General features: G+C 41.2%; 13 protein-coding genes. 3 read left to right on the top strand and 10 right to left on the bottom strand.

The genetic code is table 11. From position 1 onward, the window contains the following. Window positions 1–23: 23 nt before the first annotated feature. Window positions 24–2,246, top strand: coding sequence for a hypothetical protein (locus EWM59_RS12240; protein ID WP_207219975.1), 2,223 nt, complete (start codon window positions 24–26; stop codon window positions 2,244–2,246). Window positions 2,247–2,272: 26 nt separating this feature from the next. After that, window positions 2,273–3,625, top strand: a complete 1,353-nt coding sequence (locus tag EWM59_RS12235) for a DUF3748 domain-containing protein (RefSeq protein ID WP_130021265.1) — start codon at window positions 2,273–2,275, stop codon at window positions 3,623–3,625. Here EWM59_RS12235 and EWM59_RS12230 read toward each other — a convergent pair. The 4 genes from EWM59_RS12230 to EWM59_RS12215 form a co-directional block, all read right to left on the bottom strand. Continuing rightward, complete coding sequence (locus EWM59_RS12230; protein WP_130021264.1) at window positions 3,609–6,071, bottom strand: AsmA family protein; 2,463 nt, start codon at window positions 6,069–6,071, stop codon at window positions 3,609–3,611. The two genes, EWM59_RS12235 and EWM59_RS12230, sit on opposite strands and share 17 nt — an antisense overlap. A gap of 230 nt (window positions 6,072–6,301) precedes the next feature. Beyond that, a complete protein-coding gene (locus EWM59_RS12225; protein WP_130021263.1) occupies window positions 6,302–7,312 on the bottom strand; it encodes an LLM class flavin-dependent oxidoreductase in 1,011 nt (336 codons plus the stop codon). 316 nt (window positions 7,313–7,628) lie between these two features. Next, on the bottom strand, window positions 7,629–8,588 hold the full coding sequence (locus EWM59_RS12220; protein ID WP_130021262.1) for a dihydrodipicolinate synthase family protein: 960 nt from the start codon (window positions 8,586–8,588) through the stop codon (window positions 7,629–7,631). 198 nt (window positions 8,589–8,786) lie between these two features. Continuing rightward, on the bottom strand, window positions 8,787–10,346 hold the full coding sequence (locus tag EWM59_RS12215) for a sodium:solute symporter family protein (protein ID WP_130021261.1): 1,560 nt from the start codon (window positions 10,344–10,346) through the stop codon (window positions 8,787–8,789). A 383-nt stretch (window positions 10,347–10,729) separates the two neighbouring features. Between EWM59_RS12215 and EWM59_RS12210 the strand changes: the two genes are divergently transcribed. Continuing rightward, window positions 10,730–11,608: an AraC family transcriptional regulator gene (locus EWM59_RS12210; protein WP_130021260.1), complete on the top strand. Its 879-nt coding sequence runs from the start codon at window positions 10,730–10,732 to the stop codon at window positions 11,606–11,608. Between the two features lie 137 nt (window positions 11,609–11,745). On the opposite strand, the gene EWM59_RS12205 is transcribed toward EWM59_RS12210, so the two are convergent. The 6 genes from EWM59_RS12205 to ccoN all read right to left on the bottom strand — a co-directional run bounded on the left by EWM59_RS12205 (window position 11,746) and on the right by ccoN (window position 17,691). Continuing rightward, window positions 11,746–12,441, bottom strand: a complete 696-nt coding sequence (locus EWM59_RS12205; protein WP_130021259.1) for a sulfite exporter TauE/SafE family protein — start codon at window positions 12,439–12,441, stop codon at window positions 11,746–11,748. Window position 12,442: 1 nt separating this feature from the next. After that, the gene (locus EWM59_RS12200) at window positions 12,443–12,880 is read right to left on the bottom strand and encodes a FixH family protein (protein ID WP_130021258.1); all 438 of its coding nucleotides are present in this window, start codon (window positions 12,878–12,880) and stop codon (window positions 12,443–12,445) included. Window positions 12,881–13,008: 128 nt separating this feature from the next. Then, a complete protein-coding gene (gene ccoG / locus EWM59_RS12195; protein WP_130021257.1) occupies window positions 13,009–14,427 on the bottom strand; it encodes a cytochrome c oxidase accessory protein CcoG in 1,419 nt (472 codons plus the stop codon). A 67-nt stretch (window positions 14,428–14,494) separates the two neighbouring features. Next, complete coding sequence (locus EWM59_RS12190) at window positions 14,495–15,307, bottom strand: cbb3-type cytochrome c oxidase N-terminal domain-containing protein (RefSeq protein ID WP_130021256.1); 813 nt, start codon at window positions 15,305–15,307, stop codon at window positions 14,495–14,497. 31 nt (window positions 15,308–15,338) lie between these two features. Continuing rightward, window positions 15,339–15,518: a CcoQ/FixQ family Cbb3-type cytochrome c oxidase assembly chaperone gene (locus EWM59_RS12185; protein ID WP_130021255.1), complete on the bottom strand. Its 180-nt coding sequence runs from the start codon at window positions 15,516–15,518 to the stop codon at window positions 15,339–15,341. Between the two features lie 31 nt (window positions 15,519–15,549). Beyond that, window positions 15,550–17,691 (bottom strand): cytochrome-c oxidase, cbb3-type subunit I, encoded by a 2,142-nt coding sequence (ccoN, locus tag EWM59_RS12180; protein WP_374755945.1) that lies wholly within the window; start codon window positions 17,689–17,691, stop codon window positions 15,550–15,552. Between the last annotated feature and the right edge of the window lie 15 nt (window positions 17,692–17,706).

Raw genomic sequence — 17,706 nt, 5'->3', positions numbered from 1 at the left:
ATTAATCAATTACCTTACATTTTATGAGATTATCTCCTTACATTTTCATTTGCCTGGCTTTGATAGGCATGGCCTCTTATGCGCAAAAGCCCACTACTAAAACACAACCCGTGTATCATGACAAACCCTTCTGGCAGGAATATAGCATCAAGTATTATCTGAAATCAAATAATACCAGACTGATTGAAGCCGCCAGTGATAGAAATGGGACGATTAAAATCTTTTCTTCCGAAGGAATTCTGCAACCGCACGATGGGCAATTCTTGTATCCGGGTTCTATTGTGCCTGATAAAACCTACCGCACTATCGGAGATAAAAAAATACAAGGCTTGGGAAGCTATCAGCATCAGTTTGTCTTGCTTGACGACAAAACCGTATTAAGCAATGCCTGGGCAGGGAAACTATTCAGCAAGCACGATTTAAGCAAAGCCAACCTGTTTACAGGTGGCAAAGACTTTGCTTTTCTAATATCAGATGGTAAATCTTTGCAATTAATCAAAGGTGCAACTACCCTTTGGAAAGGCAGTTTAGATGGCGACGAAATTGTTAGTATCCGTTACCAGGCGGGTACAGATACTTTCTGGATTTTAGGCAAAAAATCTTTATCTTCCCTATCAGGCTCAAAACTGACTAAAGTGTTTGATGGTACAGGCTTCACTGCTTTTGATACCAATGGCAAAAAAATCATCATTGGCACAACCGACGGTATCATTACCCTTGATGCCGCTACCGGAAAGCAGACAGGCAGCAAAAATCAGAAATTACCTGCCACAGAAATAACAGCCGTAAAAGCCATAGGTGATAAATTCTGGTTCGGGTCAGGCAATGGTGCTTTTGCTCTGCGTACTGATGGCAAGTTTGACTATTACAATGGCGAGCGTTGGCTACCGGGCAATGCAGTAACCCATATTGCCGAAGGCCCAGAAAACTCGGTATTGATACTGACTACTGAAGGCTTAGGACAACTATGTTTCAAGCAAATGACCCTGCACGATAAGGCGATGTTCTACGATAAACAAATACGTAGCCGTCATATCCGCAATGGGTTTAATGCCTCTCTCAGCCGTATGGAAAAAGGGAATTTGAGTACAGGCTATTTGTCTGATTCTGACAATGATGGTTTGTGGACATCGATGTATCTGGGTGGAGAAATATTCAGATATGCGGTTACTAAAGACCCTGAAGCTCTTCAGAACTGTGTGGAATCGTTAGATGCGATGGAACGCTTATTTACTATTAATGGTATTCCGGGCTTCCCGTCACGCTCTTTTGAAAGGAAAGGCTATATCAATCAGCTTTCTGACCCTGAGCGTTGGCAACATTCAGCCGACCCTGAGTGGGACTGGAAAGCCACTACCAGTAGTGATGAAGCCATCGGGCATATTTTTGCCTATGGTGCGATGGCTGAACTGATACAGGAGCCAACCCTCAAAAAACGTGCGATTACACTGATTGATACCCTGATGAGCCATATCATCAAAAACAATATGTATATGATTGACTACAACGGCCAACCTACGCAATGGGGTCGTTGGAATCCTGAGTATGTCAATTCTTTTCCTATCAATGTAGGAGACAGAAAACTCAATTCATCGAATATTGTGGCGATGCTCCAAACAGCCTACCATTTCACCAAAAAGGAGAAATATAAACAAAAGGCTTTTGAACTGATGAAAAAACATGGTTACTACGAAAACCTGATGCGCCCGATGAGTATCATTGGCAGAGCCGCAGAAGATGCCGACGCTCACGCCAAAAATATGTCAGATGGTTGGAATCACTCCGATGACGAAATGTATTTTGTGGGGTACTGGGGCTTGTACCGCTATGCCTTTAATGATACGCTGAAAGCCGCCTACAAAAGAGCTATTATAGACCACTGGCAAGCTGAACGTCCTGAAAAAGAAGGGGCATGGAATATATTTACGGCATTGACAGGCACAAAAGATTTTGACCTGAACGAAGCAACCTGGTATTTAAGAGAATATCCATTAGATTTGATAGACTGGGTAATTATCAACAGCAACCGTAAGGACATTGAGAAAATAGCCCCTAATTTCCGTAACCAGACTATTAAAGAAGTGTTACCTCCTGACGAAAGCCCGATTCAGCGCCACAATGGCAATACGTTCAACCTCGACCGTAAAGGCGGCAACGGAACATCAGAACACAGTGCCGGAGATATATGGACTTTACCATATTGGTTAGGCCGTTATTTAGGGGTAATTAGTGCACCGGAAAAGTAAGTTTAAAAAACTTTAATCATAACCCTATGAAATATGTATTTTTAAGCCTTATCTTTTCACTATCAGCCTGCAACACAACTATGGAATATATGACCGAGAAACAAATTACTGATGATGCCACTTACCATCACGATTTAGATAATAACGATAATTTCTCGCCTGATAACCAATGGCTGGTGTATGATACCCGAACAGATGAGGGAGGCATTGCGGCTTCTGCCCGCATTGAAAAAGTACATATTTCAACGGGTGAAAAGAAAATTGTTTACGAATTACCCGGCAATCAGGCATGGGGGCCGGGTGCAGGTGCAGTCAGCTACTCTCCTGTCGAAAATGCAGTAGTCTTTATTCATGGTTTACCGAGTGTTACCGAAGCCAATCCTTATCAGCAATGGCGACGCACAGGCGTAATTATTGATGAAACCCTTGCCGGAAAACGCATCTTTATGGATGCCCGGGACATAACCCCGCCTTATACCAAAGGTGCTTTAAGAGGCGGTACGCACCGCCACGAATGGAGTGGCAACGGCCAGTGGATTGGCTACACCTATAACGATGCGGTGATGAAAGCCCTCGAAGACTCGACCCACGAAAAACATAACCTACGTACCATAGGCGTATCCAAAAAAATCAATCCGGTAGTTTTAGAAAAAGATGCCAACGGAGAAAATATATCGGGCGAATGGTATAGTGTGCTGGTGGTAAAAGTAACCCCTACCCCACAACCCGGCTCTGACGAAATCAGTCATGCGGCAGGTGATAGCTGGGTAGGGACAAACGGATATAAAAAAACCGACGGAACCAGACAAATGGCAAGGGCTTTTATTGGCAGTGTGAGAGATAGAAATGGTAAAAGTGTTGACGAGGTTTTTATAGTAGATATTCCCGAGGCAATTGATATAGCAGGAGAATCAGGACCATTAGAGGGTACAGCAACCACCATGCCCATGCCGCCCAAAGGTACGCTTCAACGCCGACTTACCTTTACAGCCAATGGCAATCAGCCGGGTTGTGTGGGTATTGTGCGCAGCTCGCCCGACGGGGAGTTATTAGCTTTTTTAGCGAAAGATGAAAAAGGTGTTTTACAGCTATTTACGATTAATCCTGACGGTAAAAATCTGACACAGCTTACCTATCATACAAGCAATGTAGAAGGTTTTTTCCGCTGGCATCCGTCAGGTAAAAGTATTTACTACGTTTGGAACGGGAGTATCGTCAATTGTGAGACAGGGAATGAAGCATTTGAGAAACGCCACCATCTATTAACCGAGCGTACTGTTCCATCACCTACGAATCTTGTGATTTCGCACGATGGAAAAACAATTGCTTTCAATCGGTTGATTGGCAAAGCTAAACAAGTCTTTATCGGAAAGCTCTGAAAGGTATCTTTCGGGTTTTCTTTTTCATCACATACTTGATATTCACTTTTCCGTTTTCGTCCACGGCTTTCAAAAATATATTTGAGCCGATGGCATCAGGGTCATATTCTTTGAACTGATAGGTAGAATCTCTTTTGCGCAGATTACTCAAAGGAATCTGGATATTGAGGTCGGTTTTATCCCCTAAACTGTAAACACCATCTAAAAAGAAAGTCATCACATTGCTTTCTATCTGCATTTTTTTCACTTCTACTTCCTTACCCTTAATCACAAACTCATGCACAATAGGCGCAAATTGTACATGCTCTAAAGGGCGTTTTCTGAAAACCAGTTTTTTCATTTTCAGAAATGGGTCAAAGTCAATAATTTCAGCATCTCTTAAATCAACCGTCAAAGTTCCGTCAACTGAGTTCTGCACCAACGATACATCATTTTTCAACTCGGCAGTAAATTTAAAAGTGCTGCTCAGTTTTCCCTGAATATTTCTGTCGGTCATGGTATATTGACCAAAATTATTAAAAGAAGAAAAAACCGACTTCACATCAGTATTGGTGAGCCTGGCATCGACTTTTAGTTGAATAGGCCTACCTGAACGTAACTGATTCACATTTCCGGCAATCTGAAAAGTGCCACCAAAGGCATTCATTGAGAAATTATGCAGATGAATTTTATCAGTACTCAACGTCATTCTTCCTTTAAGGTTCCGTGCTGATAGTCGGTTATACCTGAATCTTCCGGCCTCAAGTGTAGCATCAATCTCAATGTTATCAATGGCTTTATCTAACAAAGCAGACAAAGTAAACTTCGAATTACCGCTTCTTTTAGGTCTTGAACGGTCAAGGTTCAACAGTACCTTTAACCAGTTCAGTTGCCAGTCTGGTATTTTAATATTGGCATACGCTTTCAGCGGACTATTTTCCAGATAGAGGTAAGGGAAAAATCCGGTTATACGACCATTCACATACAGGTTATTCTGGCCGTCAAATATCTGAATATTAGGTATTCTTATTTCTTCACCTGTAAAAGCCATATCTCCCCTTATCTGCTCAATGGTAACTTTCTGCGGTAGATAAGTAACGGCTAAATCCTGCAAGGATACACTCCCGAAAAGGAGTCCGTTCAATTTCTTTGTTTCCTTATTGAAAAAAGATTGAATATTGCCTTTGTAGGTAAGTTTCATTTCTGCTTTTCCCTTTTGTACCTTATAGCGTTCAGGATCAAGCAAATCATTCAATGAGGTTGGGTCGGCATTTAAAGTACATTCTATATCGGCCAAAGCCTGTTCAAGGTCATTTACTGCTATTTTGCCCTGTATCGGAATGGTCTCAAACAACCCTCTGATATTATTCCCTGTGATACGTGTATTGGCATCGCCTGTGGGTTGGGCATTATCTGCATGATTGGTAAAGATACCCTGAGTACTTAATTCTTTCAGCAACCCGACAGGAAGCCGGTACTCAAAAGAACGGGCATCGAAATTAATATCAAATTTAGGAATTCGTTCGCCAAATTTCCCGTTCAGTTGCACCTGTGCCGTTACGAGCGGGTCTATTTTGATACGCTCTAAAACATTATTTAAATGCGCTGTCAGTAATTTTCTGGCATTACTTAGCCGCAATTCTCTGGTTGTGAAACCTAACCGGAGAGTACGTACATTTTCACTGAAGTTAAATTCACCCGCAAGTTGAATTTTATCTTTGGTAGCCGCTTCAATTTCAGATGGATTGATGGTCAGTTTTTGCTCTTTTTCATGAAAAACAGCAGATAAGCGTAAATCTACTTCCTGATTAGTCAGAAAGCCTCCTTTCTCCGGATTAAAAAACAGCCCTTTAAAAAATACATTACCTTTCGACTCTATGTTCCAAAGGTCATCATCAAATTCAACTTTATTGACAAACTGGTGGAAATCTGCGCCAAAGAATTTTTCCTGCAACGAATCGGCATACTGCACCTGAAAGTCTTTAAACGATACCTCTTCTAAATCTCTTAAAGCACCTGTATCTGTTTTTTTGGTGGTGGTAGAATCTTTTTTACCAGAAGAAGAGAAAATAGAAAGGTTAGAAAAACCATCTTTACGCTTGTAAACATTCAGTTTACCATTGGTAAATTTCAGGCTATGAATCAATACTTTACCTCTGAATAAAGATTGTGTTTCGAGTGTAACATTAATAGAAGCGGCGTCTATCAGATAAGTTTGATGTTGATTAAAGTACTTATCACTGAGTTTTACCCCCATCAGCGAAAACGTAAAGCCTACCCCGTTCTGAAAAGGCGTAAACTTAAAATCTTTTACTTCAAGTGTACCTTCAATTTTTTCATTAACCAATGCTTTCAATCGGGTAAAAAGCGAATCCTGGTTATAATATATCCAAAACCCTACTCCAGCAAAGAGCAAAACAAAACCGCCCAATATAAATAATGCTACTCTCAGGATTTTAGCCATCATAACAGGATTTTTTAACAAATGTGTGAATTCAGCTGATTCACAGGTAAAAGCACGTTTGCATTTCGAATTTACTCAAGAAACTTATGCAATTAGTATTCAATGATGATTTTTAATTAAAAACTAATATATGGTTAAGTAATTTTTAAAATGAGTATGAATAACGCTTTTTACCTGCCTTTATTTCAAGACAGTTCTACTGATATTTTCCCCTATTATAATATAACAAAAAACTATGCCAGTGCCTTTAGTTCAAAGGCTTCGGCTAATAATTCAAACGAACGCATACGGTTCAACGAATGATTGGCCATTGTTGATACTATGACTTCATCTACGCCAAAATCGTTGGCAAGCGCCAGTAATTTTTCTTTTACTTCCTCTTTTGTACCCGATATAACCCTGCCTCTGTTACGGTGAATACGCTCCTGTTCGGCCAATGAAAACTGGTATTTCTGTATATAGGCTTCGTCGCCGAAGTTGTCAAACTTGCCTTGCTCAAACTGCACCAGTACATAATCTAAAAATTTGCGCATTTTTTGGGCTTCTTCTTCTGTTTCGGCACATAATACCGAGATTGACAGCAAAGCATGCGGTTTTGAGAACTGAGACGAAGGTTCGAAATTCCGGCGGTAGGTTTCTACTACATCGGGCTGTGCAAAACCATTGATGAATCGGGCAACTGCCAGCCCCATGCCAAACTGTGCTGCAATTTTACTGCTTCCGCCACTCGAACTCAATATCCATTGAGAAGGGATGGTTGGTGCCTGTGGCACTGCGAGAATCGGCCCGTATCTGGTAGCAGCCGTATCTCTGAAAAACTGTTGCAGATACGCTAATTGTTGTAAATAACTCTCCTCACTAAAATCGTTCGATGGATTTAATAAAGCGGCTGTAATTCTATCGCCTCCCGGTGCTCTGCCTATTCCTAAATCAATACGTCCTGGAAACAGCGTTTCCAACATTCTGAAATTCTCGGCTACTTTTAAAGCACTATGGTTGGGCAACATAATGCCACCTGAACCTATTCTGATGCGTCTGGTCTCATCGGCCAGTTTCACCATCAGCACCTCCGGTGTAGAGCCTGCAATAAAAGAAGAATTATGGTGCTCAGATACCCAGAAACGGCTATACCCTAATTTTTCGGCCAGTTTTACGGTAGCAATAGTTTCTTCTACGGCGTCTATAGCAGTTTTGCCTTGTGTTACTATTGATTGGTCAAGTACTCCTAATTTTAATTTACTCATGTTAAATCCGGTCTTTTGTTTAGTAACATCAATCGGCATTAATTAGTTACCCAAGAGCTACTATACAAAAATATAGCATTAGGAAACTCATAAGGTGAATATATTCAAGAGTTTTTTAATATATCATCCATACGGGACTTAGAAACTATTTTAGTTATGTTTACTACCGATATATCGTCCCTCTGGGTAGGGACGATATATTAAAAGTCTTTCAGTTTATTTAACTCAAAGGTTAAACAAAAAATCTCCGGCAGGTACCTACCGGAGATTGAAGCTAAGAAACAAAACTATTATAAAGAGGAAGGTGATACAAAAATTAAGAAACTAAAGCTGATGAATGTTGGTAAACAGGTTTAATGCCGAGTTCATCATGCAAATTATCTATTGTAATCAATAAGTCGTCCATACCTTCTTTCAGGGCTTCCGTCAAAGGGTCAACTTTTCTGCGGGTATAAGTAGAAATCGGGAAACCTCTTTTCATCAGACTATATTTGGCTATAGTCGGGTAAGCCGAGTGTACAATCTCCATTGAATCATTAAAAAATTGCTGTACTTTCTGTGCTTCCGGTGAGGCGTCGGCATAATGTTCGCAAATCCACACAATCAATTCGGGGTAAATATTCCCCTGTATGCAAGAAAGTCCCGCCGCTCCTGCCTTCAACGACGAAGTAGCGTTTACCATATAGGCATCGTATAAACCAAAATTATATCCTTGTGCAACAGCCAATCTACGTTCTACCTCAGCTGCATCGAGGCAAGTATCTTTATGATAAATCAGGCGTTTGGAAGGGAGAAGTTTTGCCAGCACATCGGCATTAATCAGGCGTTTATAAGGCACAGGACATTCATAAAACCCTAAAGGTACACCCGGTGTCAGGTGCATTAATTCCTCCATCCGCTCTATAAATACTTCGTCAGACTCATCAGCCGCAGCTATCTGACCCGAAATCACAATGACAGCCTGCACACCAGTATCATAAATTCTTTTCACAAAATCTGCCTGTGCGGCTATGGTTCCGCCCAACGTACCTGTTGATACTACCGGAATATGCCCGGCAGCCTGGTCAACTACCTGTTTAGTAATAGTTAGACGCTCATCATTGGTCAATTCATACATTTCACTCGACAAACAATTGGCAAATAACCCTGCCGAACCTGCCTGCATATAATAATCAGTCAAAACAGAAAGTCCTGCATGGTCAATAGCACCTGAATCTGTAAAAGGCGTGAGCATAACAGGAATAAAGCCTTGTGGTAGTGAATTGGTGGAAGCCATAATCTTTTATATTAATCAGTTAAAAACTGTTGAGTTGAGAGTATTTTTAAAATTTATGATTCGACCTACAAAGCCATCTTTTCTGTCTATACCGCGTTGTATTTTTTCGATGTAGCTGCCGGCTACATCTGCAAAATACGCCTTGTATATCCAGAAAATCTGTGCTTTTCGGTCAGAATAACAAAATTTAAACATACTCTATGCTTTTTTGAGTTTTATTTTACTTATCAGTACGCCTGTCAGAAAAATGCTGAGTGTGCCAATAACCATAATCATATTCTGATGGAACGGGCTGCGCAAAGCGGCATATTCATCTGGTATCTGTTTTGAGAAAGTCATCCAGCAAATCACGAGTATGCCTATCACAGTAGCTATTACGGCTTCGGTATTTTTGGCTTTTTTGGCAATCATACCCAACAGGAACAAGCCTAACATACCCCCTGCAAATATACCTGAGAGCATCCACCAGATGTCTAAGACGCTTTTGACGCCAATCATAGCCACCCCTGTCAACATCCCTAACAGCCCAAACACGGCCGTAGCAATGTAGAGTAACCGCAAGGTTTGTGATGACGTTAAATCTGATTTGATGTAACGCTGGTAAATATCAACCGAGAAAACCGTAGCAGAAGCGTTCATACCTGAGCTGATGGTACTCATGGCCGCCGACATAATAGCGGCTACAATCAGCCCTACCAGCCCTGCCGGAATCTTATTGACCATGAAGTGCGGCATGACTTTATCGCCTATATCAGCGGCAGATAAGGTACTGGCTAACTGACTGATGGCATCAGTACTGCCACCGGGCAGACGTTCGGTTGCCACCTGCATTCTTACCTGATTCAGTAAGTCTGGATTGCTTTGATAATAGGCAAATAAACACGAACCTATCACAAAGAATATCAGTGAAACAGGTAAGTACAGATACACACAAAGCCAGATTGAACGGGTGGCTTCTTTGACAGAAGTAGTAGTATGGTACCTCTGCACGTAATTCTGGTCCATGCCGAAATTATTCAGGTTCATAAAGAACCCATATAATAATACTACCCAGAATGTGGATTGAGTAAAGTCGGGAACAAGGCTGCCCAGACTGAATTTATCATTTGCCTGGCCTATTTCTACAATACGACTGATGCCGCCGGGCATTCCCTGAATGACCAGCACCAGAATAATTAAAGCACCGAGGGTTTTTATGACCCCTTGTACTACTTCCGTCCAGATGACGGCCTCCATGCCTCCCATCACAGTATATATAATAATACATATACCTACCACAATCATGATACTTTCCATTGAGTAGCCTGTAAGCGCCTGTAAGCTCAGGGCAATTCCGAAGAAAATAGACCCCATACGTGCCAACTGGGTAAGCAGAAAACAGACTACTGCATAAGTTCTTGCCCAGGCACCAAAACGGTGTTCGAGATGCGTATAGGCCGATACTTCTCCGGTATTCCGGTAAAAAGGCACAAAATAACGAGACGCCACCCAGGCTGCCAGCGGCATAGATAAACTGAACACAAACGAGTTCCAGTTACTGCCGAATGCTTTACCCGGTACCCCTAAAAAAGTATTACTGCTCAAAAAAGTAGCATAAATAGACAACCCGATAGCCCAGCCGGGAATCTTACCCGAAGCAGTGGTAAACTGGTCGGCATTTTTGTTCTTTCTTGAGAAATAAACTCCTATTATTACCATTCCGGCCAGATAGGCAAAAATGATAGCTAAGTCAATAACAGGGAGTGTTTTTAAGTTCATGCGTCAGGTTTCAAAAGATTCAATAGGACAAATAAGATGCTTGGCCGTATTATAGGTGATTCTGTGCTGAGAGTGACAGCGAATAGAAACGGTCCGCCGTCGCGGTCGCCGTCTAAGAAAACAAAGGTCTTTTTTATATATGTAGGCCGACTTAAGTCGGCCTTTGTAAGATGAAAAGACCTTTGTTTTCTTAGCCACCGACTTTAGTCGGTGAAACGCCAAGCACAATGCTAAAAATATACATTGCTTTTCAGCACGATGCGTATTTTCTATAATAAGGCAAATATTTTATTTAACTTTACAAAGATAACAGATAAAAATACAAGCTTTTTATAGACAATTTCCCAATCATTGTACGATATTATCATAAATAATTTTCAGGCATGAAACCCCATTTCCATAAAGTACCCAGTAATACAGAGCAATCGTTTAGCATCAGACATGATATTAAACCTAATTTTGGTACGATATGGCACTACCACCCTGAACTCGAATTGCATTACGTTATCAGAGGTGAGGGCGTACGGTTTATAGGAGACAATGTCAGTAATTTTTCGTCGGGAGAAGTGCTGTTATTAGGAGAGAACCTGCCTCATACCTGGCGTTGTAATCAGGAGTATTTTCAGGGTAATGCCGATTTACAGATAGAAGCCATTGTGATGCAATTCAGACCCGATTGCCTGGGTAATGATTTTCTGGGACTGAGCGAAGCCTATGCTATCAGGAAATTGTATGAAAAGGCAAAAAAAGGCCTGATTATTCAGGGAGGAACTGCGCAACAAATTAAAAATCTGCTGCACAGTGCCCTGCTGGCAAGCCCGCTGCAACGCCTGATTGTTTTGTTATCGATTCTTGAACTATTGACCGAATCGGACGAAATGGAAATGATTACGGCTGCCAATACATTTTATCAGTCTAACGAAATGGAAACCGTCAGGCTGAATAATGTTTGTAGTTATACGCTGGCCAACTATGCTAAAGACATCAAATTAGAAGACATTGCCGCCATTGCCCATTTAAGTACTACTTCTTTCTGCCGTTATTTCAAATTAATGACTCACAAAACCTATAACGATTTTCTGACCGAAATCAGGGTAAGTCATGCGTGCAGGGCATTGATTGAAAACCGATTGAGCATAGAGTTTATCTGCTTTGAAAGCGGCTTTAATAATCTCTCTAATTTTTACAGGCATTTCAAAAATGTAAAAGGCATTACACCGTTGGAGTATAAGAAGCAATACCTAAAGGAAACCAACCCCTAACCGCACGGCGGACCGTCCCTAAAGGGGGACTTAAAATGGTATTTTAAAACCCTTGCTTCAAATATAATGCTTGTGCTTCGTAGATTCTTAAAATAAGACTCTTTAGAATTTAATACCTACAAACAAATATAGCCATCTCACTTCCCATGACAAACAGTAATACCATTTGCCTCATGATGAGCAAAATTGTTTGCAGGCAAATTAACGCCTTTAAAAATCAACCAGATGGCTAAAACAATGTAAGAACAGGTATAAATAACTTTAGGTTTAAAGCTAAACCATTTACGGAGGGTATTACCTAAAAAGGCAAAGCCTAACATCATAGGCAAGGTTCCTAACCCGAATAAGGCCATAAATAAAACGCTTTCCCAAGGTTCACTCATCAGAAAGGCACCGCTCAGAGCTGCATAAACCAATCCGCAGGGCAATAGTCCGTTCAGCACGCCAAAAACCAATTGAGCAAAGAGCGTATGTTTTTTGTAGAAAACCGATAATGAGGCTTTGATGAAATTGTTAAATCGGTTTACGTAGGGCAAAACATCTAAAGATTTTAGCCATCGGGCAGGTAAAATAAAGGCCAAAAGGATCAAGCTACCAACAATGATAAAAAGGACTTTCTGAGAAGTAAACAAAGCAATCTGCTCGCCAACTAACCCAACCAGTAACCCCAGGAGACTGTAAGTAAAAATCCGACCCAGATTATAAACTACCCTACCTATAATGTATCTGCCTCTTTTACTTTTATCACCCGGCAGGAGCATAGAAATAGGCCCACACATACCCATGCAGTGCAAGCTCCCCGCTAAACCAAGTATAAAAGCCGGATATAACATTTCAGAGTACGATTTTTTCTTCTTTCAGATACGCCTTCCCTGCGTTTTCCCATTCTATTTTTACTACCCAAAGCCCTTTTGTCAGGTGATTGACCGGAATATGCTGTACTGCTGTTTCGTTTAACTGTAAATCTACTGCAAAGTCTTTTTTAGCATCAGACGGACGGTAGAATTTTACCTTACCTCTTGCCCCGATTTGCTCTTGCGGAAAACTCACGGTTAGCTGTTGTTCCGCTCCTGCATAAGTTATTTGCACAGGGTTGGTTAACTGCCCGGCGTTGCGTTGTTTGTCTATTTCAGCCTGGTATGCTATTTCCTGTTTGTAATAGTCGTTACTTACCAGCGATATGTCTTTTTGTCTGATACATAGTGTTACGAGTGTAATCATAAAAATGACAAACAACCCGTAAAAAATCCCGATTTTATGCCCGAAGTTCATGTTTTTTGATATTTAGTGATTGAGTGAGTTAGTGATTTAGTGATTATTATTGTTATCTTGAACTATATTTTAACTGATTGAAAGACTTAGCAGATTATAAAAAATTAATCACTCATTCACACAATCACTCATTCACTAAATCCTAAGAATGTCGTCTTAATCGTCTCCAATTTCTCATCGCCTTGCCACACTTCAATTGCCAGATTGGTTTTGATTTTGCTGATAGCCGCTTTATCCATTTCTAAAAAGAAAACTACTTCGGCTTTTCCCTGTTTCTGTATTTTTATACGCTGTTTCCCATCAATCAGCCTGATAGTACCCTCGTTATCTTTAACTTTCAGCAAAACCTCCCTATCTTCATTGCTTTTATTCACAATTTGGGCATTGTAGAGGTTACTGATTTTGTTATTGGCTTGCTCCTGATACATTTGTCCGGGTACCCGCATCACCGTAGTTTCTATGGCCGAGCGGCTCAACAACAAGAATGCTTCAATGCCCACCAATAACAACAATACTCCCGAATAGGCATAGGCTCTTGCCGAAAGTTTAAAAGGCACCCGTTTCTCAATACTTTCTACCGAGCCAAATTTTATCAAGCCTGTGGGCTTGTTGATTTTAATCATTACATCGTCGCAGGCATCTATACAGGCGGTACAGTTGGTACATTCCAATTGTGCACCATTGCGTATATCAATACCCATCGGGCAAACCTGCACACAGAGTTTGCAGTCGATACAATCGCCTTTCGGGGTTGAAACGGGGGCAGCAGGCTCATGCTTATTGAGTTTCCCTCTTGGCTCGCCACGAATCCAGTCATAAATAATATTAACGGTGTTGCGTCCCATTGATACGCCCTGCAAACGACCATAAGGGCAAATAGAAATACAAACCTGCTCACGCAGTACCGCAAAAACATAATAGAAAATACCTGTAAATACCACCAACCCTATAAAACCTGTCAGATGCGCCATAGGCGACTGTGTAATAATATCTCTGGTAGCCTCCAGGCCTATCAGATAGGCCATCGTAGTATGGGCAATCAGAATAGAAATAAGCAGAAATATCAGCCTTTTGCCTCCTTTTTTCAGTATTTTTTCGGTATTCCAGGGAGCTTTGCTGAGTGCTATCTGTTGTTTGCGGTCGCCCTCAATCCAGTATTCTATTTTGCGGAAAACCATTTCCATAAACACTGTCTGCGGACAAGCCCAGCCACACCAGAAACGCCCATAAACCACCGTAAAAACGATAATAAAAACAAAGAAAGTAAGCAGACCAACACTAAAAATGACGGAGTCCTGAGGCAGAAACAATTGCCCGAATAAGACAAACCTGCGTTCAAAAACATTAAGCATTAATAAGGGTTGACCGTTGATTTTAACGAATGGCCCCAAAAAGAACAGGCTCAGAAAAACGATGGTAGCTATCACACGGTAATTATGATAGTGTCCATTAGGTTTTTTCGGATACACCCATACCCTCTTCCCTTCACTGTCTACCGTGGCTATACTGTCCCGATAGGCTTCATCTATAAAATCTAAATTGCTCACCTGATGCTTTAATTTAATTCCTCTTATTTCTATCTGATATACTCATGTCAGCAGTCAACGAGATGGTTTATAAGTTTTCTACCGGCTTGGCAGCGGTAGAGTCTGTACCCTCAGTAAATTTTTCTCCCTGCGGTGCTTTGGCATTGGCAGGATTTGTGCCTTTAATTGACAGAATATAATTACTTACACTCTGAATTTCATTAGGCTTCATGGTAGCCTGCCAGGCAATCATGCCCTTTTCAGGTACACCATATTTGATAGTTTTGAAAATATCGTTGATGCTCCCGCCGTGTAGCCAGTACTCATCAGTCAGGTTAGGGCCTACGCCACCCTCTCCGGCTTGTCCGTGGCAGGCTACACATTTGGCTATATAAATATCTTTTCCGCTACTAACAGTCTTACTATCATCAACTAAGAGTTTTACTGTTTTTTCGTCAATAGTATTGGCCATTTTTGATTGGTATAGCTCTACCTCTTTTTTGGCTTCGTCCATTGCTATTTGGTATTCTTCATCTTGCAAAGGTGTAATATTCCAGACATGATAAAGACCCAGATATATCACTGAAAAAGCAATGGTAGCATAAAACATTTTTACCCACCACGGCGGCAGATGGTTGTCGAGTTCCTGAATACCATCATAATTATGGTGCAATAAAATGGTTTCTTCTTTCTCTACCGGAACATCTGTTCCTGATTCTCTCTCCCACCATTTTTTAAAGCTGAATCGCTCTATGGTTTTTCCTTCTTTTTCGCCAATGATTCTGTAAATAACATTGTACATATTCAGTACAATAAACAAAAGTACAATGGCCGTCAGAATCAAAATAATAAGTATCAGAAACTGAATAAGTTCATCGCCTGATTTGATAAATGTTCCCATAAACAGATAGTGTTTAAAATTTCTTTATAACTCAATGCAAACCCGACAGTTCTTTCTCATCTAATGGCAGGTTTTCTATGTATTGCTGTTTCTTTTTATCAAACCTGAACACGTGCCAGCCCAAACCTAAAAAGAAGAAAAAGAAAACTAATAGTGAGAAAATCGGGTAGATACTTACCCCGTCTATCTGCTCGAAATAATGTTTAAACATGGTCGTAAATTTTAAGTAAAATAGCGGTTACCTACTTTGTTGTTTTTATGTCTGTCCCTAATCTTTGTAAATAAGCAATCAGGGCTATGATTTCCTTATCGCTGCTGGTTTTGATTTTTGCATCAGCCAGACTTTTAGCAATGTCTGCGGCTTGTTTCTCTGCTTCTGCTACTGCTATGTTTTCATATCCTTCAGGGTATGGCACACCCAGTGTACGCATGGCTTTTATTTTGGCAGGCAGCAATTCTTTATCGTAATCATTCTCTAAAAGCCAGGGGTAAGGTGGCATAATTGAACCCGGCGACATAGTGGTTGGGTCCATCATGTGGTTGTAGTGCCAACTGTCAGGATACTTCTTACCTAACCGATGCAAATCAGGCCCCGTACGTTTTGACCCCCACAAGAACGGATGGTCATACACAAATTCTCCGGCTTTTGAGTATTCGCCATAACGCTCGGTTTCTGAACGGAATGGCCTAACCATTTGCGAGTGGCACCCTACACATCCCTCTTTTATATAAATATCACGTCCGGTCAGCTCCAGAGGGGTGTAAGGTTTTACAGCATCAATCGTTGGTATATTAGAGTCAATCAGGGCAGTAGGTACAAACTCTATGACACCGCCTATAATGACAGCAATCAAAGCTAAACCGGTAAATATGAAAGGCTTACGCTCAAGCACCGAGTGCCAGGTACCACCGGTTACTCTTACCCGTTTTTCAAGGGCAGGTGCCTCGGCGTATTCGGCAGCTACAAAAGTGCCTTGTTTAGCAGTTTTAATCAGGTTATATATCATTACCAGCGAACCAATCAGATACATCGTTCCACCCACGGCTCTGAGCATATACAAAGGCACAATCTGTGTTACAGTTTCCAGAAAGTTCGGATAGGCTAAAAAGCCGTCTTTTGTAAACTCTTTCCACATCAGACTTTGTACAAACCCTGCCCAATACATAGGCAAGGCATAAAAAATAATACCTAAAGTACCTAACCAGAAGTGGGTGTTTGTAAGTGTTTTTGAGTAAAGTTTTGTCTGGTACATACGTGGTATCAGGTAATACAGGATACCGAAAATCATGAATCCATTCCAGCCTAAAGCACCTACGTGTACGTGTGCAATGGTCCAGTCGGTAAAGTGAGAAATGGCATTTACATTTTTTAAAGACAGCATAGGTCCTTCAAAAGTGGCCATACCATAGGCGGTTACAGCTACTACAAAAAACTTCAGCACGGGGTCTTCACGTACTTTATCCCAGGCACCACGTAAAGTCAGTAATCCATTCAGCATCCCTCCCCAAGAAGGGGCAATCAGCATAATAGAAAATACCGTACCTAAACTTTGCGCCCAGTCAGGCAATGAGGTATAAAGCAAGTGGTGAGGCCCTGCCCAGATATAGATAAATATCAAAGACCAGAAGTGTATAATTGATAACTTATAGGAATATACGGGTCTGTTGGCAGCCTTTGGCAGAAAGTAATACATCAACCCCAGATAAGGCGTTGTCAGGAAGAAAGCTACTGCATTATGCCCATACCACCATTGTACCAGCGCATCCTGAACCCCGGCATATAGCGAATAACTTTTGGTGAGCGATACAGGTAATTCTAACGAATTGACAATATGCAGAAGTGCGACCGTTACTACTGTTCCGATATAAAACCAGACCGCTACATACATGTGGCGTTCACGGCGTTTAATAATCGTGCCAAACATATTAATCGCAAATACTACCCAAACCAACGTGATAGCAATATCTATGGGCCATTCCAGTTCGGCGTACTCTTTACTGGTGGTCATTCCTAAAGGCAGCGTAATGGCCGCCGCCAGAATAATCAGTTGCCAACCCCAGAAATGAGTCCAGGACAGGGCTTTGCTATACATGGCAGTTTTAAGTAACCTTGGCAAAGAGTAGTAAATACCTGCAAACATGGCATTGCCCACAAAGGCAAAGATAATGGCATTGGTGTGTAAAGGTCTTAATCGTCCGAAGGTTACATGAGGATTTTCAAAATTGGCTCCGGGCCAGAAAAGTTGTATAGCCAGCGTTAGCCCGGCCAACATACCCACTAAACCAAAAATCACCGTTGCGATTAGAAAGGCTTTGACGATTTTATTATCGTATTCAAATCGTTCCAATGTTTCAACTGGTTCAGGTTGCGTCATATACTGCATAGATAAATCTGTTTA

This window comes from Emticicia agri, from assembly GCF_004168285.1.
Classification (GTDB): Bacteria; Bacteroidota; Bacteroidia; order Cytophagales; family Spirosomataceae; genus Emticicia; species Emticicia agri.
This window is presented reverse-complemented; position numbering and strand designations above follow the sequence as displayed.